Source organism: Methyloterricola oryzae, from assembly GCF_000934725.1.
Classification (GTDB): Bacteria; Pseudomonadota; Gammaproteobacteria; order Methylococcales; family Methylococcaceae; genus Methyloterricola; species Methyloterricola oryzae.
The window spans coordinates 38358-57344 of record NZ_JYNS01000011.1; the positions used below are offsets into that span (position 1 = coordinate 38358).

19 protein-coding genes and 2 pseudogenes are annotated in these 18987 nt (G+C 57.5%); 12 read left to right on the forward strand and 9 right to left on the reverse strand.

Going from position 1 to position 18987, the window contains the following annotated elements; translation table 11 throughout:
* Positions 1–232: 232 nt before the first annotated feature.
* The 6 genes from EK23_RS14585 (at position 233) to pelG (ending at position 7651) form a co-directional block, all read left to right on the forward strand.
* Entirely contained in the window at positions 233–949 is a 717-nt protein-coding gene (locus EK23_RS14585; RefSeq protein WP_045226124.1) for a sugar phosphate nucleotidyltransferase, read from the forward strand.
* 8 nt (positions 950–957) lie between these two features.
* A complete protein-coding gene (locus tag EK23_RS21855) occupies positions 958–1872 on the forward strand; it encodes an NAD-dependent epimerase/dehydratase family protein (protein WP_052808199.1) in 915 nt (304 codons plus the stop codon).
* Between the two features lie 167 nt (positions 1873–2039).
* The gene (locus EK23_RS14595; protein ID WP_158002513.1) at positions 2040–3614 is read left to right on the forward strand and encodes a spherulation-specific family 4 protein; all 1575 of its coding nucleotides are present in this window, start codon (positions 2040–2042) and stop codon (positions 3612–3614) included.
* Between the two features lie 81 nt (positions 3615–3695).
* A complete protein-coding gene (locus EK23_RS14600; protein WP_145998671.1) occupies positions 3696–4763 on the forward strand; it encodes a hypothetical protein in 1068 nt (355 codons plus the stop codon).
* Positions 4760–6271, forward strand: a complete 1512-nt coding sequence (pelF, locus tag EK23_RS14605; protein WP_045226127.1) for a GT4 family glycosyltransferase PelF — start codon at positions 4760–4762, stop codon at positions 6269–6271. Before EK23_RS14600 ends, pelF begins: the two co-directional genes overlap by 4 nt.
* Positions 6272–7651, forward strand: coding sequence for an exopolysaccharide Pel transporter PelG (gene pelG / locus EK23_RS14610; protein WP_045226128.1), 1380 nt, complete (start codon positions 6272–6274; stop codon positions 7649–7651).
* A gap of 190 nt (positions 7652–7841) precedes the next feature.
* Here the strand turns inward: pelG and EK23_RS24710 are convergent, their stop codons facing one another.
* The 6 genes and pseudogenes from EK23_RS24710 to tnpA all read right to left on the reverse strand — a co-directional run bounded on the left by EK23_RS24710 (position 7842) and on the right by tnpA (position 10044).
* Complete coding sequence (locus tag EK23_RS24710) at positions 7842–7985, reverse strand: transposase domain-containing protein (RefSeq protein WP_369112145.1); 144 nt, start codon at positions 7983–7985, stop codon at positions 7842–7844.
* Between the two features lie 72 nt (positions 7986–8057).
* Positions 8058–8809: pseudogene (tnpC, locus tag EK23_RS24220) on the reverse strand (IS66 family transposase); the annotation flags it as partial.
* Positions 8809–9252: an IS66 family transposase zinc-finger binding domain-containing protein gene (locus tag EK23_RS21870; RefSeq protein WP_052808201.1), complete on the reverse strand. Its 444-nt coding sequence runs from the start codon at positions 9250–9252 to the stop codon at positions 8809–8811. The pseudogene tnpC and the gene EK23_RS21870, both read right to left, overlap by 1 nt.
* Positions 9253–9573: 321 nt before the next feature.
* A complete protein-coding gene (gene tnpB, locus EK23_RS22590; RefSeq protein WP_082054214.1) occupies positions 9574–9750 on the reverse strand; it encodes an IS66 family insertion sequence element accessory protein TnpB in 177 nt (58 codons plus the stop codon).
* Entirely contained in the window at positions 9744–9911 is a 168-nt protein-coding gene (locus EK23_RS23680; protein ID WP_158002516.1) for a hypothetical protein, read from the reverse strand. Before EK23_RS23680 ends, tnpB begins: the two co-directional genes overlap by 7 nt.
* Positions 9862–10044 (reverse strand): IS66 family insertion sequence element accessory protein TnpA, encoded by a 183-nt coding sequence (tnpA, locus tag EK23_RS24865; protein WP_438941141.1) that lies wholly within the window; start codon positions 10042–10044, stop codon positions 9862–9864. Before tnpA ends, EK23_RS23680 begins: the two co-directional genes overlap by 50 nt.
* 84 nt (positions 10045–10128) lie before the next feature.
* Between tnpA and EK23_RS24225 the strand changes: the two are divergent.
* Positions 10129–10500 (forward strand): annotated as a pseudogene (locus EK23_RS24225) (transposase); the annotation flags it as partial.
* A 146-nt stretch (positions 10501–10646) separates the two neighbouring features.
* Here EK23_RS24225 and EK23_RS14635 read toward each other — a convergent pair.
* Positions 10647–11456 (reverse strand): hypothetical protein, encoded by an 810-nt coding sequence (locus EK23_RS14635; protein WP_045226130.1) that lies wholly within the window; start codon positions 11454–11456, stop codon positions 10647–10649.
* Between the two features lie 339 nt (positions 11457–11795).
* Between EK23_RS14635 and glyQ the strand changes: the two genes are divergently transcribed.
* From glyQ to EK23_RS14660, 5 genes are read left to right on the forward strand one after another with little or no spacing between them, the layout of a single operon-like run.
* Positions 11796–12770 (forward strand): glycine--tRNA ligase subunit alpha, encoded by a 975-nt coding sequence (glyQ, locus tag EK23_RS14640; protein WP_082054215.1) that lies wholly within the window; start codon positions 11796–11798, stop codon positions 12768–12770.
* Entirely contained in the window at positions 12763–14841 is a 2079-nt protein-coding gene (glyS, locus tag EK23_RS14645) for a glycine--tRNA ligase subunit beta (protein WP_045226193.1), read from the forward strand. Before glyQ ends, glyS begins: the two co-directional genes overlap by 8 nt.
* A gap of 1 nt (position 14842) precedes the next feature.
* Positions 14843–15382 (forward strand): D-glycero-beta-D-manno-heptose 1,7-bisphosphate 7-phosphatase, encoded by a 540-nt coding sequence (gene gmhB / locus EK23_RS14650; RefSeq protein WP_045226131.1) that lies wholly within the window; start codon positions 14843–14845, stop codon positions 15380–15382.
* Positions 15345–16106 (forward strand): lysophospholipid acyltransferase family protein, encoded by a 762-nt coding sequence (locus EK23_RS14655; protein ID WP_045226132.1) that lies wholly within the window; start codon positions 15345–15347, stop codon positions 16104–16106. Before gmhB ends, EK23_RS14655 begins: the two co-directional genes overlap by 38 nt.
* A 22-nt stretch (positions 16107–16128) precedes the next feature.
* Entirely contained in the window at positions 16129–16695 is a 567-nt protein-coding gene (locus EK23_RS14660) for a carboxymuconolactone decarboxylase family protein (RefSeq protein WP_045226133.1), read from the forward strand.
* 16 nt (positions 16696–16711) lie between these two features.
* On the opposite strand, the gene EK23_RS14665 is transcribed toward EK23_RS14660, so the two are convergent.
* Both EK23_RS14665 and EK23_RS21880 read right to left on the reverse strand, forming a co-directional pair.
* Entirely contained in the window at positions 16712–18118 is a 1407-nt protein-coding gene (locus EK23_RS14665) for an amino acid permease (protein WP_082054216.1), read from the reverse strand.
* A gap of 233 nt (positions 18119–18351) precedes the next feature.
* Positions 18352–18819, reverse strand: coding sequence for a DUF2934 domain-containing protein (locus EK23_RS21880; RefSeq protein WP_052808203.1), 468 nt, complete (start codon positions 18817–18819; stop codon positions 18352–18354).
* Positions 18820–18987 lie beyond the last annotated feature (168 nt).

An 18987-nucleotide genomic window follows, 5' to 3' on the forward strand; every position in this document is an offset into this window, starting at 1 on the left:
AGAACTAATCTAGTGTTTTTATGCGTCCATAGTTGCTTCGGAGTTTAACTTGCTTTGATCTTAGTGTGTGTGTAGCGACGGAGATGTGCGTAGCGTAGCTGGAAGGAATACCCAATTTATATCAAAGTGTCGGCTCTATCCAAGTCAGGAGAACATCAGTGTGTTTTTTTGGATGCATATCTATCTTGTTTAAAGGTACTTTGACTTCAATGCTTTACAGAGGAGAGTGAACATGCATGCAGTAATTCTGGCTGGCGGCAAGGGTACTCGCCTTCGCCCATATACAACGGTTCTTCCCAAGCCGCTTATGCCTATCAGCGATATGCCAATTATTGAAGTTGTCCTTCGTCAGCTTAAATCTGCCGGGGTAGAGAAAGTAACGCTCGCGGTCGCCTATTTGGCTGAGTTGCTCGAAGCCTTTTGTCTAGACGGCTCACGCTTTGGATTGGATATTAGTTATTCTCGAGAGGCTAAGGAGCTTTCCACGGCTGGCCCTCTAAAACTGATTGACGGATTGGATGATACGTTCCTTGTGATGAATGGAGATCTTTTGACGACGCTCGATTACAGAAAGCTACGCGATTTTCATAAATCTGAAAATGCCGCAGCCACTATCGCCGTACATCGACGCACGGTGAAAATTGACTTTGGCGTAGTTAAGACTAATGGACATCACCTCTTGGATAGCTACATTGAGAAGCCGGAGTTTGACTATCGAGTGAGTATGGGCATTAACGTTCTCGAACCGAGGGCGTTGAAGTATATTGAATATGAAGAAGCTCTGGGGATGCCGGACTTAATGCTTCGCCTAAAAGATGCAGGAGAAAAGGTTTGTACCTACGAGGAGCCGTGTACGTGGTATGATATTGGTCGAATTGAGGATTACGATCTCGCCGTGGATGGGTTCTGCAAAAAGCGCTCGGATTTTCTGCATTGCAATGGTGGGTGAGTACATCGATGGATATTTTGGTTACAGGCGGTACCTCGTTTACTGCTAGGTACTTATTGCCGGAATTAATAGAGAATTTCCCGTCAGCGCAAATCACGGTAACGGATAAGTGCCCTGGCGCCCAACTGCCATATAATATTTCTTACGTAAACGCGGATCTTCGAGAGCGGGTGGACATAGATCGGCTGTTGGCGGGGAATGGGCCAGAGATTATTTTTCATTTGGCAGGGTATGGCGGACGGGACGCCAATCGATGCTTCGAAGTGAATTTGGGTGCCACACGTAACCTAATGGAGGCAGCTGCGTCGCTCGATGTTAAGCCTAGGATACTTCATGTCTCAAGTGCTTCTGTGTATGGAGTGACCGAGCACCGGGAGTCCCCAGTCAAAGAAATTGCGCCGCTTAGGCCGGTTGCTTCGTATGGTGCGAGCAAGGCTGCGGCCGAATTGGCCGCATTCACGTATTTCTACCAATACAGGTTACCGGTAACCGTCGTCCGTCCATTCAATCTCATTGGACCGGGGCTTCCCTTGGGACTTGCGCCAGCTGATTTCTTGGCCCGGCTTAGAAACATTCAAGCAAATCAGCGCGGTGGTGTGCTTTCGGTGGGGAATTTGGATTCCGAGCGAGATTTTGTGGATGTTAGAGACGCTGTTCGAGCCTACGTGGCACTTGTCGAGTGCGATGATGTGTGGGGGCATCCGTTTAATGTGGCTTCGGGAGTCGCCGTTTCGATTCGAACTATAGTAGAAAGTTTTATTGACCTTATTGGGCTTCATGTCTCGATTCATCAGGACCCTACCTTTAAGCAGCAGGTTGAAGTTGCAAGCCAAGTGGGGGATTTCACTAAGCTGAGAGAACTCACTGGCTGGGCTCCACGTTTTAGTTTGCAGGATTCATTACGCGATATGGTCTGCGAATAGACCTTTATCCAGGGATGTATTCTTTGATAAGCGTGACGCCCGATGGCCGTAATGTTGGGAAGTCGTCCGGGGCAATTCTCCCGCTTGTGGGTTTGGAGGTCGCTATGACTATTCATTCGTACTCTCTATCCAATCGACTGCTATTCTGGGCTTTCGGCGGGATACTTATGATTATTGTCCTGCTTTTGGGTAGCGCCTCTTCTTCAATTGGTCAAGGAGAGGGACAACAATTGGCTGTGCCGGCTTATGTTCATCCAATGCAGGATCCTCGAGCGTGGGACCGCATTATTGAATCCGCGCCCGGCAAGGTCGGAATTGTAGTGGCCAATGTTCTCAATGGGCCCGATTATCGACCTACCGACTACTGGACTGCGGTTATTCGTCGCGCGCATTCGTCAGGGATTCGGGTATTGGGATACGTCGATACGGGCTATTTCGGTACCACTGGCCTTACGACTCGCTTGGGGACTAATTCGGCTGCGGACTGGATGGCGCAAGCGCAAAGGGATATCTCGGCGTGGTATGAGTTTTATGGGTCAGATATCGACGGAATTTTCTTCGATCAAGGCCAGAATGCTTGTGGCCCAACAGAGGATTCTGAGGACTGGGTCGAACTGTATCGACACCTCAACCACTATGAGAAGGAGAATCACCCGGGGGCGCTCACCGTAGTCAATCCTGGCACCACGGTTCCCCAATGCTACGAAGACGCCGCTGACGTTCTTTTGACATTCGAAAGCAGTTACGCAGCTTACGTTGGGAGCGACCCCAATTCTGCGTTGAACTACCGCGAGCCTGATTGGGTGCCTCAGGATCCCTATAAGTTCTGGCACATCATTTATGGAGCATCGTTGGAACAAATGGCGTCAGTTATTCAGTTGAGCCAATTGCGTCACTCCGGTTATGTTTATGTTACCGATGACGTGATGGAGAATCCTTACGATAGTGTGCCTGAATCACTCTTTTGGGAGAATGAGCAGGCGCTAGTATTTGGCACGGGCATCGAGGTCTCTGATGGAGCCCCGGTTTCGAGACTTTGGTGGTCGTCTCCCCGACGATCGCCGAATCTGCTCGCGGAATCAACAGATTTTACCAGTACTGAGTTGTCATGGGGCGAGCCTGAGTCATGGGAATTCTTCAGTCCAGCGGTAATCGCCTTTGACATTTATGCCGATGGGGAGAAGATCCTCTCCTTACCCGCTTCGACCCATCGCGTTCGGGTCGGCGGCTTGATGCCAGATACGACCATGCACTTCTCCTTGTCGGCGAGAGACATGCGCGGGCGGTCAACTGAGCAGAGTAATATCGTGACAGTCACAACCTTGCCACTCCCTGACGGTAACCCCCTCTTGGAGGCGACAGTCGTAAGAAGTTCGACGAGCCTCACCTATCGAGCGAAGTTCTTGTTACCATTTTCTTTTTACCGCGTCTTTATTTCAACGGGCAATTCCGCTCATGCTTGTTGGTGGACTGGAAGTACTCCACAAACCTGCGCAGATTTCGTAATTGAAAATGGACGTTTGTTACGTTACGCGGGGTCGGATGGCAGTTGGACATGGGAGCTGGTTTCACGAGTGGTTCCGTCAATTGACGGCTACTCCCATTCTTGGACGATCAGTCCGAGTGATCTAGGGTCGGTTGATGGATCAGGGGTCGCAACATTTAACGCCGAGGGCTACGCGCCCGTCGTTTGGGCCTTTGCCAGCGATGAGGCCGGTAGTGAAGGTTTAGGACAAAACTAACTGATGGCTGTCTGCGCAAACCCTTTGCTGAGCCTTGACGCAAACGCCGCACCCACGACAGCTATTTAAGACTAAAGAAATATGATGGCCTGGGCAAACCGTGTCAAAAGAGGTGCCCCGCCCTTTAGCTGGGCACCGCTATTGATGGCAATTGCGGCGCTGTACCTGGATGCTCAAGCGGTCTCCGCATTGCTTGAAACTCCGCAAGCGAGACTTGCGTATACTCAGGCAATCCTTCTCGAGCATGGCGTTGCCGCGGTTCTGTTTAGCTTGGGAATGTTGGGTCTTCTTCCTTCTAACTATCGCCCTTCGCTGTTAATGGGCGTACTACCTTTTTTCAGCGTCGCCTTCTTTCTTTCCATTCTAGGAATGTTCGGGACAGCTGTAGTGTTGCTATTGTCATCAAGGCAACGGGCGAGCTCTGAAGCGGTGGAAGTTTTCATTGATCGTTACCCACGGCCGGAACTTGAACCAGTTCTTGCGGGTACACGCCAGGGCAGGCAAGAGCTCGACTCAGCGAATCTAGTTGGAATATTGTCACGCTGTGAGGAGCCCACCGGTAGACTCGCCGCAGTAATTTTCACCATGAAATTAGACAACAAGAGCGCCGTAAGTTTACTGCGGCGCGCCTTAAAGGATCCGGCCGAAGATATCAGACTGTTGGCCTATGCTCTGCTGAGTCGACGCGAGAAGGCGCTTTATAACAGGATAGATTGGCTGAATTCTAAAATTTCGTCTCCAGTTCAAGAGGCTAACCATGCCATGTTGCATCAGGGATTGGTTAACGCGTATTGGGAACTCGTTTACGCGGGTTTGGCTGAAGGTGAGGCTGCCAACTTCCTTCTGGAGCGAGCTCGACAAATCGCTCTGGTTGGCCTACAACACTTCTCAATGTCATCAGGTCTTTATTTTCAATTGGGACGAATTTTATTACTCCAGGGTGAATTAGATCACGCCTATTTGGCATTCTCAAACTCACAAAGATTTGGTAGTGACGAGCGCAAGATACAACCCTATATAAGGGAGATTGCGCAAAAAATGAATATGCTAACAGAGCGTAGGAGTAGTTTTGATTCAGTAATATCCAGTTGGCAACCACAACTCTCAGCTGCTTCCGGATACTGTTACCCGGTGAGGGGCGAAAAATGAAAGGCAGCAATCCGATCGCTGATATTACCTTGGTTCTTGAAGGCACCTATCCATTTATGAATGGCGGCGTTTCGCATTGGGTTCACCAATTGATTTCAGGACTTCCTCAATTTACGTTCTCTCTGATCTTTTTAGGTTCGACCGAAGAGAGCTATAGTGGCCTTCGCTTCAGATTGCCAGATAATGTCACTCACTTGCAGTGCTTCTATTTGTGGGGTAACGAGGAATTCGAGACTCCTAGAGAGCGAAGTGGGAATGTCGATAACTTTGCTGTCGTCGAACACCTTCATGATTGGTTTCGCTCCAAAGGAGATTTTTGCACCGCACCTGTTATCGGACATTTTCTTCGTGAACTAGCCAACCCCAAGGGACGCGCCATTGCCGACTTTTACTTCAGCAACTCTGCATGGCACTTTATTTGCCAACGGTATTCCGAATCAAAATGCCGTCATGCGAGCTTCGCCGACTACTTTTGGACTGTTCGCATGATGCACGCGCCGCTCTTGAAGCTAGCGCGGGGAGCGGCCTCAATTCCGCGAGGTAGAGTCGTTCATTCGGTGAGCAATGGCTACGCTGGGTTTCTCGCGGTTGTGTTAAAGCAGTTGCAGGAAATCCCGTTTATGCTCACCGAGCATGGAATCTATTCGAAGGAGCGTAAAATTGATTTGCAGTCCTCGTACATTGAAGACTGCGACGATTTGTTTAGCGATCCTCCACCGCACGGGATGCAAGAACATCGCTACATGTGGATTCGTCATTTCGAGGGACTGAGTCGTTTTGTGTACAGTGAAGCAAATCCCATCCTGAGTTGTCACGAAGGAAATCGGCGCCGCCAAGTGAAGGACGGCGCTGCAGATGAGCGCACACACGTTATTCCGAATGGCATAAACCTTACAAATTATGTCGCGCTTCGCTCAAAGCGGCCAGAGAAGATTCCTATGGTTTTAGGCTTGATAGGGCGTATGGTGCCGATCAAGGACATCAAAACTTTCATCAGGGCTATGCGCGTCGTTGCAACCCGACTGCCGGCCGCGGAGGGCTGGCTTATCGGTCCGGAAGCGGAAGATCCGAAATACGGGGACGAGTGTCGTCAGTTGGTTGCCAATCTAGGGCTAGAGGCTAATGTTCGTTTCTTAGGATTCCAGGATCTGGATACTATTTTCCCGCAGTTGGGGCTGTTGGTCCTGACTTCGATTAGTGAGGCGTTCCCTTTAGTGTTGTTGGAAGCGTTTGCCACCGGCGTTCCCGTGTTAACGACCAATGTCGGCGCATGCCGAGAGATCATCGAGGGTAACACTGCTGAAGACAAGGCCTTGGGCAGTGCAGGAAGTGTCGTGCCAATCGCTGACCCGGAAGCCACCGCCGAAGCAGCGATCGCGCTCCTTACCGATGAGACTCGGTGGAAGGCGGCGCAACGTACCGCTATCGAAAGAGTAGAACGCTATTACTCTGAGCCCCGGTTTCTTGGCGCATATGGAGAGGTCTATCAGGCCGCTTTGGGGGATTAAATGGCCGGAATTGGGTTCGAACTGCGTAAGCTTCTGGAAAGCGGCACCTATCTCGGAGTTGTGAAGGCCTATGGTTATGCCGGGCTAATCAGCGCTGGCCCCTGGGTACTATCCATATGCGGTGTTTTTGCCATCGGACTGATTCGGCTCGATGCGCGTAGTGCCGGAACTTGCATGCAACAATTTCAAGTCTCAGTAACTTATCTTATTGTATCATCCTTCATTGTTACTAGCCCCGTCCAACTTACTTTTACCCGCTTTCTCGCTGACGAAATTTTTAAGAAAAATGAGTCAGAGATTGCTGCCAATGTAACCGGTGTTCTTACATTTGTTTTTCTGATCAGCGGAATTCTTGCGTCGCTGGCAACATTTTTGATCTTAGAGGAATCACTGCTATATCGCCTTGAGATGATCAGTGGCGTCGTGGTACTCTCCGGGACGTGGATCGTCATGAGTATAGTGTCGGCAATAAGGGAATACATGCGGGTTTTAGTTGGCTTTCTTCTCGGGTACAGTACATCAGTCGTCTCAGCGTTTGGATTTCGGAACGAAGGACTCGAAGGGCTGCTGGCTGGGTATTTAATTGGACAGTTATTATTGTTTTTTTATTTACTATTGTTAGTATTTCGCCGCTTTCCGGCTGATCAGTTGATACGAATTGATTTCCTGGGGCCAAGTGCGTTCTATCCGCGCTTGGCACTGATCAGCGCATTTTTTTCAATGGGGATGTGGGTGGACAAGTTCATTTTCTGGTGGAACCCGCATACTAGCGTTCCTGTAATTGGCCCCCTGCGTGTTTCCGACATATACGACTTACCAATTTTTTTGGCATACCTTTGCATTATTCCAGGCATGGCTTCTTTCCTAGTGCGTGTAGAAACCGACTTTGCCGATAGGCATAAAGCTTTTTTTGACTCACTAGAGGGAGGGGCCTCTTTGGCTGAAATCACTGCGCTTAGAGATGATATGGTCGACTCAGTTAGGCGTGGATTGAAGGAGATTCTAAAGATTCAGGGTATGTCTGTTATTGTAATATTTGCCACGGGTCCTCAACTGCTGGACCTGTTTGGTATACCGAACTTATATCGTATTCTGCTGAACGTTGACGTTGTGGCTGTTAGCGTACAGGTGATGCTGCTGGCTCTTCTGAACTTCCTCTCGTACCTGGATTTACAACGTGCCATGTTGAAGCTCGGAATGTTCTTTTTCTGTACCAACACGGCCCTGACTGGGGCTACCCAAGTGCTGGGTCCGTCCTTCTACGGATACGGTTTCGCTCTTTCGGTAATCGCAACTACCTTGCTTGCCCTAACTGTGTTGTCCGATGGATTGAATCGCCTCATATTTCGAACTTTCATGCTCCAGAGAGTCGTTCTTTAGTCGGCCCTGCAAAAACTCTGGAGGCGGCGTGGGCACTGAGATTCGTGCCGCAATCGAGATAGCTGGATCCCCGAGAAGCTGGTTTAATCGAGGCTGATTTCTGGGGGATTTGAGGCTTGTCGTTATGACCGTAACCGTCCGGCGGACGACAGTCTTGTCGGGTAGCCGCGGAGCGGCTTATGGCTGAAGTTTATGCGGCGGCTGGTTTCCAGTTATGCGGTAGCAGACTGCCGATATCTCTTTGCTTGGTGGTCGGCAGGCGGTTGAGCACGTCCTTCAGGTAGGCCTCCGGGTTGAGGCGCAGTGCCTTGCAGGTCTGGATCAGGCTGAACACCGTGGCCGCTGCCTGCCCCTCGCGGGGCGAGCCCAGAAACAGCCAATTCTTGCGGCCGATTGCCAGCGGGCGGATGGCCCGCTCGGAACAGTTGTTGTTGATCTCCAAACGACCGTCCTCGGTGTAGCACTGCAACGCCGGCCAGTTTTTCAGGGCTAACCGATGGCCTTGGCCGCAGGTGACTTGGGCGCCAACTCGCGCAGGCGGTCCTCCAGCCAGTCCTTGAACTGACTCAGGATCGGCCGGGCTTTTTCCTGACTGGGCGGACGAATGCCCTCGGCATCCAGTTCCAAGTCTTTGGCCTCCTGTTCGATGCCATACAGTTGACCGATGAAGCCCAGGGCGTCATGGGCACTGATGCGCTTACCCTGCTCGGCCTGTCGGGCAATCTCGAAGAATTTCCTGCGCGCATGCGCCCAGCAGGCCACTTTGGCGATCTTGTCATCGGCGAAGACCTAGTCATAGCCCGCATAGGCGTCCGCCTGCAGGTAGCCGCTGCAGTCCTCCAGCCTACCCTTGGGGTGCTTGCCCGCCCGCGTCTCGGTGTGGTCGTAGACGATGATCGACGAGGAGTGACCGGCATAGATCCAGAACCGTGTCTCGCGGGTCTTGCCCCGGTCTTGAACCGCCACAGTGGTGTCGTCGGAGAAAATCACCGCCTGCCGCCGCTTGAGCAACACCAGCAGCCGGTCGCTCAGCGGCTTGAGGGCCACGCCGCATTGCAGCACCCAGTCGCACAGGCTGGTGCGGGCGATGGGAACACCCTGGTGGGTGAAGACTTGCTCGATGCGGTACAAGGGCAGGTGATAGCCGAACTTGGCCATCAGCACATACGCCAACACCCCGGCAGTGGGATACCCTGTTCGCTCACCTGTGCCGGCGCCGGCGCAGTATCCAACGGTCCTTGGCACTTGGTGCAGGCGGACTTCTCGCAGCGCGTCTCGACCACCTTGAGCTGTGCGGGCACGTAGTCCAGCCGTTCGGAGCTCTCGTAGCCGATGACGGGTCGCTCTTCGCCGCATGCCGGGCAAGCCCGTTCCTTGGCCGACAGGGGCACCACCACGATCTCGCGCGGCAGATGTTCCGGCAAGACTACGCGCTTGGGTTGCCCTTTGGCCGGGGATTTCACCACCGTCTTGAACTCCACCGGGCTGGCGAGCGGGAGGTCTTCCGGCTGTTCATCCCAGAGAGGCATTTGCGCCGGATCAGGCAGGGTCTGCAAGCGTTCCGAGCGGGCACCGAAGATCAGCTGCTTGAGCTTCGCCATCTCGAATTCCAATTATTCGATGCGGCCGTCACGCTCCGCCAAAGCCGCTTTCAGGGTCGTGATTTCTTAGGCGAGGGCAGTTGCATTCATGGTCCTATGACACCCGCCGAAAACCGCCAAGCCCCTTGTTTCATGGGGCTTGGCAAGCCATTCCATCAGCTCACCCGCCCCGCCCGAACCTCACGAAGACGCCGCACCGACAGATCCACCCCCTCCAGCAACAACAGCAGTTCCGAACGCGAAATCGACGCCGTCAGCGGCCGGCGAAAAACGACCCTTCTCCAGACGCTTGTAAGCCAGCCAGAAGCCATGCCGATCTCATCACAGCAGCTTCACTTTATCCCCACCGCGATTGACAAACACATAGACCGATACCGACAACGGCGAAGCCCCCAGGCTGGTTGCCACCGCCAGCGCCAACCCATCGATCGACTTGCGCAAGTCCAACGGCTCCGCCACCACGTACACCGCGCTCACACTCAACAGCGTCGTCAACACGACGACAACGCCGCGACGACCCGACGCAGCAGTTTGCTATCGAAGTCTTGCGCCACTTCGATGCTGGCACCGCCCACCACGATCCGCAGCCCGACTGGTTCAGGTGCCTCGTCAACGACCGGAATCAACGTCAACAAAGCCAATGGCGACTCGCTCTGCACGCGACGACGCCAATAGCTGAACGTCCCATACGCCACCCCCCGCATGCCGGCACCAGGCCCGCGCCGACAATCCACTGACCGAATACTCGGCCAAGCGCCGCTTCCAATAATTCCGACGTTCTTCGAATGTCATCACATTCCTCCAGGCAACCGAAAGTGACGACAATGTCTCTCAACCATCACCCCGCGGGAAGAATGTGCTCCGCCGAACGGTTACGGAGCACGAACCTTGCCCGGCAATCTGTATGACGGTCACACCCTGTCAGCCCAGTTGGAACAAACGCAGATCCTGCTGGAAGGCATCGGGTGTGTTCCAAAACAGATGGTCGTTGATCTCGGCTACCGCGGTGTGGATCACGACAACCCGGATGTGTAGATCATCCACCGCCGTAAGCTCAAGTCGCTCGACAAAAAGCACCGCCGCTGGCTGAAACGGCGGCAGGAAATCGAACCGGCTATCGGTCACCTCAAATCAGATCATCGCATGGAGCGCTGCTGGCTTGCGGGCGCCTTGGGCGATGCGCTGCACGCGGTGCTGTGCGCCGCCGGCTACAACCTGCGGTGGTTAATGCGGGCCCTGGTCCGGCTGCAGACTGATTGGGGGCTCTACCAACTCTTAACTGCAGCGTAACGAATTTCGCAGGGCCGACTATGTACGCAATCAAACCAGGCACTATTCGAGGTAATCTTGTCAAATCGGGGAATTCCAAATAAATATTTGTTAAATCGAACTTTTTAACCTTGTGATGGACAATAACGCCAAGCCAAGTCGTTTCCTAAACGGCGCCGCGTAATGAAGCCCGACGCAAGCAGCGCCGAACTCATAAGAAACACCGCAGAAGGCAGGGGCACAGCGGTGATGCCCGCCTTGTACACGAGGAAGTCATTGTCGAAACCGTTGGATACATCGGCGCGGAAGAACACGAACTTCGCGTCCACATCGAAGCCATGGGCGATCAGGTAATCGAAGATGCTGCCTTCCTCCTGCTCCGCCGCCCAGCCGAGCAGGCTCTGGTTGAAGGTGACGTACTGCATGGAATTGAGGACCGGCACCGCCAGGTCAGACCAATAGAAGCGCCCCGATTCGTGCCCCGGACCGCTCAGGGTGTCGAGTGAGGAGACCCAGAAGTCCGACCAGCGATGCTGCTGCGGCCGCTCCAGCCGTATGACCTCGTCCCGGAAATTATTGCCCAGTTCGTTCTGATCGCCATTGCCTTCAGTCAATGGGTTAAACAGTGTGCCGCCGCAGGCTTCCGCCCCGCTTGCCGCCGTCGAGCAGACTCCAAGGCCGTGGTCGTCCGGATCGTTGCGTATCCACAAGGTGCTGTGACCGCCGATGTTGAGGGACGGGGAGAACTGGTTGCGCGCGGCGGTCACCTGAATCCCTTCCACGTTCAGGGAACTCTGCTGGCCATTGATGGCGATCCGTTCCGCGTCGCTGAAGTTGGAGAAGTCGATCAGGGCGGCCTGGGTCACCATCGGCAAGCCTGTTACGATCAACAGCAGGAACCGGCAAGCGCCAAATCGGGACAAAGTCGCGATCATGTTCATTCTCCGCAGACAGGATAGTTTCGCTCAGATGGATTCGTCCCAACGAACCAAGCACCCATCATGCCACCGGAAAAACGCTCAATATTTCATTGCGTTGCAATGGCCTGACTTACTCCGCCCGACAAGCTGTAAAAAATTTCCAAACCGTCGCCACCCGCCCGGGCCAGCATGCGGCCCAATAAGGAACGGAGCTCTCGGGGCGATCGCCGAGCAGGCACAGGCATGGGCGGACGCGGCGCCAAACAGACCGACTGAAGCCCCTATCCGTCAGCGCTTTCGGGTGCTTGGTCTGGGCCGCGAGAGGTCGAGTGGAAAGGCTATCCGCACTGACAAATGGGATATAATCGCGCCTTTGCAATCAATCCCGCATCCATCGTGGCCAGTCCAGAATCCATCACTCGCGATGTCTCCACCTTCCAGGGCCTGATCCTGGCGCTCCAGGAATACTGGGCCGCCCAGGGCTGTGTCATCCTGCAGCCCCTGGACCTCGAAGTCGGCGCCGGCACCTTCCATCCCGCCACCTTCCTGCGCTCCATCGGCCCGGAGCCCTGGAACACCGCCTATGTGCAACCCTCAAGGCGGCCCACCGACGGACGCTACGGCGACAACCCGAACCGGCTGCAGCACTACTACCAGTTCCAGGTGCTGATGAAGCCCTCCCCGGAGAACATCCAGGAACTCTACCTGGGCTCGCTGCGCTTTCTCGGTTTCGACCTGCTGGAGCACGACATCCGTTTCGTCGAGGACAACTGGGAATCGCCCACTCTGGGCGCGTGGGGCCTGGGCTGGGAAGTGTGGCTGAACGGCATGGAAGTCACCCAGTTCACCTATTTCCAGCAGGTGGGCGGTCTCGATTGCCGCCCGGTGAGCGGCGAGATCACCTACGGCCTGGAGCGCATCGCCATGTACCTGCAGGCCAAGGAGAGCGTCTACGATCTGGTCTGGGCCCGCGGCCCTCAGGGCGCGGTGACCTACGGGGACGTCTACCACCAGAACGAGGTGGAAATGTCCGCCTTCAATTTCGAGCATGCCAAGACCGACTTCCTCTTCGGCTGCTTCGACACCTACGAACAGGAATGCCGCCACTTGATCGCCCAGGACCTGCCGCTGCCCGCCTATGAAATGGTGTTGAAGGCCTCCCATTCCTTCAACCTGCTGGATGCCCGCCGCGCCATCTCGGTAACCGAGCGCCAGCGCTACATCCTGCGGGTGCGCGAACTGGCCAAGGCGGTGGCTGAGGCCTATTACCAGCGCCGGGAGAAACTCGGCTTCCCCATGCTGGCGCACGAGGGCAATGGCCATGGCTGAGAACCGCGATCTGCTGTTCGAACTGGGCACCGAGGAACTGCCGCCCAAGTCCCTGCTCAACTTGGCGACGGCGCTCAAGACATCCGTCGAAGCCTCCCTGGCACAGACCCTGGAGCACAGCGGCGTGACCGTTTACGCCACGCCCAGACGGCTTGCCCTCTGCGTCAAGGCGCTGGCGGCCCGCCAGCCCGATTACGTGGTGGAGAAACGCGGGCCCGCGCTCAATGCGGCGTTCGACGCGGACGGCAAGCCGACCAAGGCCACAGAGGGCTTCGCCCGCAGTTGCGGCACCAGCGTCGACCAGTTGTTCACCCAGAAGACCGACAAGGGGGAGTGGCTGTTCTTCCGCGAAACCAAACAGGGCGCCACGGTGGCCGAACTGCTGCCGCGCATGCTCAATCAGGCCTTGCTGGCCCTGCCCATCGCCAAGCGCATGCGTTGGGGCGCCGGAACCGCCGAATTCGTCCGTCCGGCCCATTGGGTCGTGCTGTTGTATGGCAGCGAAGTCATTGCTGCCGAAATCCTGGGACTGTCCACCGGCCGCATCACCCGGGGGCACCGCTTCCACAGTTCCGCTTCCCTGGAACTGGCCAGCGCCAGCGAATACCCACAGCGGCTGCGCGATGAGGGCCATGTCATCGCCCACTTCGACGAACGCCGCGCCTGCATCAAGGAGCTGGCGGAGCAGACCGCCGCCGCAGCCGGCGGCATCGCCCACATCGAGCCCGAGTTGCTGGACGAGGTGACGGCCCTGGTGGAGTGGCCGGTGCCGGTGCTGGGTAATTTCGAGCCGCGCTACCTGGCCCTGCCCGCTGAGGTGCTCATCACCACCATGCAGGAAAACCAGAAGTACTTTCCGGTGAAGAATGCCCAGGGCGCCTTGCTGCCCCATTTCATCACCTTCAGCAATATCGAGAGCAGCCGGCCGGACACGGTGCGGGAAGGCAACGAGCGCGTGGTGCGTCCGCGCCTCTCCGACGCCGAATTTTTCTGGAACCAGGACCGCCGCAAGACCTTGGAACAACGCGTTCCGGACCTGGCCAACATCACCTTCCAGAAGACCCTGGGTTCCGTGCTGGACAAGACCCACCGGGTGCAGCGCCTGGCCGCGCACATCGCGGGAGCCCTGGAAACCCAGAGCGCCTGGGTGGAGCGCGCTGCGTTGCTGGCCAAGGCGGACCTGCTGACCGAAATGGTGGGCGAGTTCACCAATCTGCAGGGCACCATGGGGCGCTACTACGCCCTGGCGGAAGGCGAGCCCGAGGAGATTGCCGCAGCCATCGAGGAACAGTACCTGCCCAAGGTTTCCGGAGGCGCCCTGCCGGAAACCCGCACCGGCCAAATCCTCGCGCTCGCGGAAAAGATCGAGACCCTGGCCGGCATTTTCAGCGCCGGCCTGATCCCCAGCGGCGACAAGGACCCCTACGCCCTCCGGCGCGCCGCCCTGGGTGCTCTGCGTATCCTGGCGGAATGCGGGCTGGACCTGGACCTGGAAGACCTGATAGCCCACGCCTTGCAGTCGCTCAGCCACCCCTTCGACCGGGAAACCACGCAGACCGCGGTGCGCGACTTCGTGCTGGAACGCCTGCGCGGCTATTCCCTGGACAAGGGCTACCGGCATGACGAGATCGACGCCGTGCTGGACATGTTTGGCCGCAATCCGCTGGACTATCTCTCGCGCCTCAAGGCCGTGCGCGAATTCCGTGGCCTGCCCGAGTCCGCCAGCCTGGCCGCCGCCAACAAGCGCATCCGCAACATCCTGCGGAAATCCGAGGAAGCGCCGGTGGCCAACGTGGACGAAAACGTGCTGACCGAAGCCCCGGAACACGCGCTGCTGCGCGCCGCCCGCGACGCCGAGGCGGCCATCCTGCCCTTGCTGCAACAGCGCGACTACACCGCGGCCCTGTGCCGGCTGGCGGTCCTGAAGGAGCCGGTGGACGCCTTCTTCGACGGGGTGATGGTGATGGCCGAGGACCCGGCCCTGCGCGCCAACCGCTTGGGGCTGCTCGCCATCGTCGACGGCCTGTTCATGGATATCGCCGACATATCCAGGCTCCAGGCCGACACCTGACATGGACTGGGTGCTGCTGGACCGCGACGGCGTCATCAACGAGGATTCCGACGCCTACATCAAGTCGCCCGCCGAATGGGCCCCGATTACCGGCAGCCTGGAAGCCATCGCCCTGCTGCGGCACAACGGCTTCCGGGTGGCGGTGCTGACCAACCAGTCCGGCATCGCCCGCGGCTTGTTCGACCGCCCGACACTGGAGTCCATCCACAAGAAGATGCGGGATATGGTGGAGCAGGCCGGCGGCCATCTGGACGATATCTTCTACTGCCCCCACGGCCCTGAGGATGGCTGCAACTGTCGCAAGCCCAAGACCGGCCTGTTCGAGCAGTTCGCCCGCAAATACGGCGCGGACCTGGACGGCGTTCCCGCCATCGGCGACTCCTTGAGGGACATTCAGTCTGCGGCAAGCGTGGGCGCCGAGCCCATCCTGGTGGAAACCGGCAAGGGCGCCAAGACCTTGAAGCGCAATCCCGATCTCGACGTCTCCTCCTTCTCCAACCTCTATGAAGCCGTCCAATACATCCTCTACACCCGGCGTTGACCTGGGGCTTTACCTGCGTTCCGGCGTTTATTTCACCGGCATGATCCTCTCCACCCTGGTAATCTGCCCGCTGATGCTTTTGGCCTACGCTGCGCCATTCGAACTGCGCTATGGACTGGCCCAGCGCTGGGTGCGCTTCAACCTTTGGAGCCTCAAGCTAATTTGCCGACTCGACTACCAGGTCGAAGGCATGGAGCATATCCCAGAGCGCAACGGCGTGATCCTTTGCAAGCACCAGTCCGCCTGGGAGACTATCGCGCTGCAGGCCATTTTTCCGCCTCTCACCTTCATCCTGAAAAAGGAACTGCTGAACATCCCTTTCTGGGGCTGGGCCATGCGCACCCAGGAGCCCATCGCCATCGACCGCTCGGCGCGATCGGCGGCGCTGAAGCAGGTCTTGAAGGATGGCGCGGCGCGTCTTGCCTCAGGCCGCTGGGTGGTAATCTTCCCGGAAGGGACCCGCGTCGCTCCGGGGCAGCGCGGCAAGTACAACGGCAGCGGCGCCACCCTGGCCCACCGCGCCGGCTGCCCGGTGGTGCCGGTGGCCCACAATGCCGGGGAATTCTGGGGTCGTCGGGCCTTCCTCAAGCATCCGGGCACCATACAGGTACGCATCGGTCCACCCCTCGATGCCGCCAGCCTGCCCGCCGCCGAGGTCAACCGCGTGGCTGAGGACTGGATCGAGGCGCAGATGACAGCCCTTTCAAGTCCCCGACCGGATTGAGCCCGCACGCTTCGGAGGCAGTATGAGCCTGATACCCACGCCCGACGATTATCCCTATGCCTGGTACGTGCGTCCGATCCTGGCTTTGATCCGCAAGCGCTTGGGCCGCGTCCCCGAACCGGTGCGCTTGTGGGCACGGACGCCTCTCGCCTTCATCGGTTTCCAACTGATGCTGCGGACACTGGAGCGCAAGGGCTCGCCCCTCGACGGCAGGCTGCGGGCGCTGGTGCGAACGCGCATCGCGCAATTGAACCACTGCCATTTCTGCGTGGATTTGAACGCCTCCCATGCCCTTGAGCGGGGCGTCAGCGAGGCGCAATTGGACGATCTGGATCGCTTCCGGGATTCGCCGCTTTTCAGCCCGGAGGAGAAGGACGCCCTGGCCTATGCGGAAGCCATCACCGCGACGGCCATCGACGTGGACGCGGAGTTGGTCCACCGTTTACGCCAAAGCGTGGGCGATGACGGCGTCATCGAACTGGCGGCGCTGTGCGGTCACCAGAACCTCTCCGCCAAATTCAATGCGGCGCTGGGCATCCCTGCCGAGGGCTACTGCCCTATCGGGTCGAGACTTCAGCCACCGCCCTGAACCTTCCTGCTCTTCGTCACCGACCGTCCCCGCTCTTCCGCCGGCAGCCGTAGGTCAGATACACGCCCAGGCCGATCAGGTTCCAGAGAAAGAAATAGCGCTGGGTCTGATGCGGCAGACTGACGAACAGGTACAGACACCCGGCCATGGCCGAAGGCCCCACCAGCCAGGGCCAAGGCGTTCGAAAACGCCGCGTCAGTTGCGGCTCGCGGCGCCTCAGGATCAGCATGCACAGCGCCACGGCGGAGAATGCCGCCAAGGTGCCGGCATTGGCAAGCGCCGCGATCTCCGCCAGTGGAAACAGTCCCGCGATGGTGCTGACGATGGCGGCGGTGAACAGGGTGATGCGCACCGGCGTGCCGCGCCGCGAAACCCGCGCCAAGCCCGGCGGCAACAGCCCATCCCGCGCCATCACGAAGAATACGCGGCTTTGCCCATAGAAGAAGGCGAGGATGACGGTGGGCAAGGCCAGCACGGCGGACGCCGCCAGGAAACGCGCCGCCGCTGGCTGTCCCAATTCACGCAAAATCAGCGCGAGGGGCTCCGGACTGTCGGCAAAACGGGTGTAGGCCAGCGCACCCAGGGCGGCCACCGCGACGGCGATGTAGATGAGGATGCAGGCGAGCATGGAACCGACGATGCCGATGGCCAAGTCCCGTTCCGGATTGCGAGTCTCCTCGGCGGCGGTGGCGATGGCGTCAAAGCCATAGAAAGCAAAAAAGATGATGGCCGCCGCCGCCATGACTCCGCGTTCCACCCCGTCGGCACCGACCGATGCGGAGAACCCGAAGGGCATGAATGGCTGGAGGTTCGCCGCTTTGAAATAGCCGAATGAAACCGAGACGAACATTCCGAGTGCCACCAGCTTTAGCACGACCAGCAAGGCGTTGAGCGTTGCGCTCTCGCGGGTGCCCACGATCAGCATCCCGGCGACCATAAAAATGATGATCACAGCCGGCAAATTGAGAATGCCGCCCAGCTCCGGCCCCTGCATGAGCGCCATGGGAACGCCCATCCAAGCCCCGAGCAGTGGCGCCGCATAACCGGACCAACCGACCGCCACGGCGCTGACCACCAGGGAATACTCCAGAATAAGGCTCCAACCGATGATCCAGGCGACGAGTTCGCCTAAGACGACGTAGGCATAGGTGTAAGCGCTGCCCGCCGCGGGAATCAAGGTGGCCAATTCCGCGTAGGCCAGGGCGGCGCAGGCGCAGACGAATCCGGCGACGACGAAGGCAAGAATTACGGCGGGACCGGCCTTGGCGGCACCCACGCCGATGAGCGTCAAAATGCCGGTGCCCACAATGGCGCCGACACCCAGGGCGATCAGGTGCGGCCAGGACAGGGTCGGCGGCAGCCGGTGTTCAGGCGCGACCGATACATGCGCATCGATCCGCTTGCGCGCCTTCCACGTATTCACGGCATTTTCATGAGAGACCGGACCGATCCAGGCCGGAGTGTATCGGGCTGCCTGAAACAGAGGGCAATCGACCGGGGAACGTCATTGCGAGGAGATGATGCACGAACCGATGCGGGCCGGAAGCGAAAGCACGCGGTGCCTATTCCGGACTCGAGCTTCGACGTGCGCCGGCTTGCCAATACGGTCAAGCGGCGCACGTTTCGAGCTTAGAGCGGGCTGCTAATCCGCCCCGATCAGGTCTTGGGTTTCTTGGCGCCCAGGAGCTGCGTCATGATCTGCTCCTTGGCAGCTAGCCAATCCTGCTCTTCGAAGCCAACGGCGAAGTTGCGCTTTTCCGCCAGATAATAAGCCGCCTCGGCCACCATCTTGTCGATGACGTCCTGATTGGGCAAGCCCGCCGTCGAGGAGGACGCCGCCGCCTTGGTCTTGCTGGTACTCGCACGCCGCGTCGTCTTCTTCTCTGCCGCGTCGGCATCGGCTATCTGGGCACGCGCCTTAGCGCCCTTACCCTCTGAAGCCGATTTCGGACCTGCCGCGGGAGTGACGACCGGCTCCACCGGCGCCCGCTTGGCCGCGGGTGCCTTGCCTGCCGCAGCCTTGGAGGCAGCCGCTTTCTCTGCAACAGCACTGTCTGAAACCGCCGCTTTTGCGCTGGCCCCGCGTGCCGGCTTCTTCTTCGGTGTCTCGGTCGATTCACTCATGTAACGCTCTCCATGGGGTGGATGTCTTGCAAGCTTCAATATACCTGCCAATCGTGGGATGTAAAGCGCATGATTGGACATACATCGTTGAAATTGTAATCCACTTTTCCCGCGCAAGAACCCATAGGGACTTTTTTTAGTTCCGTACCAATCCTCTATACCAAACAA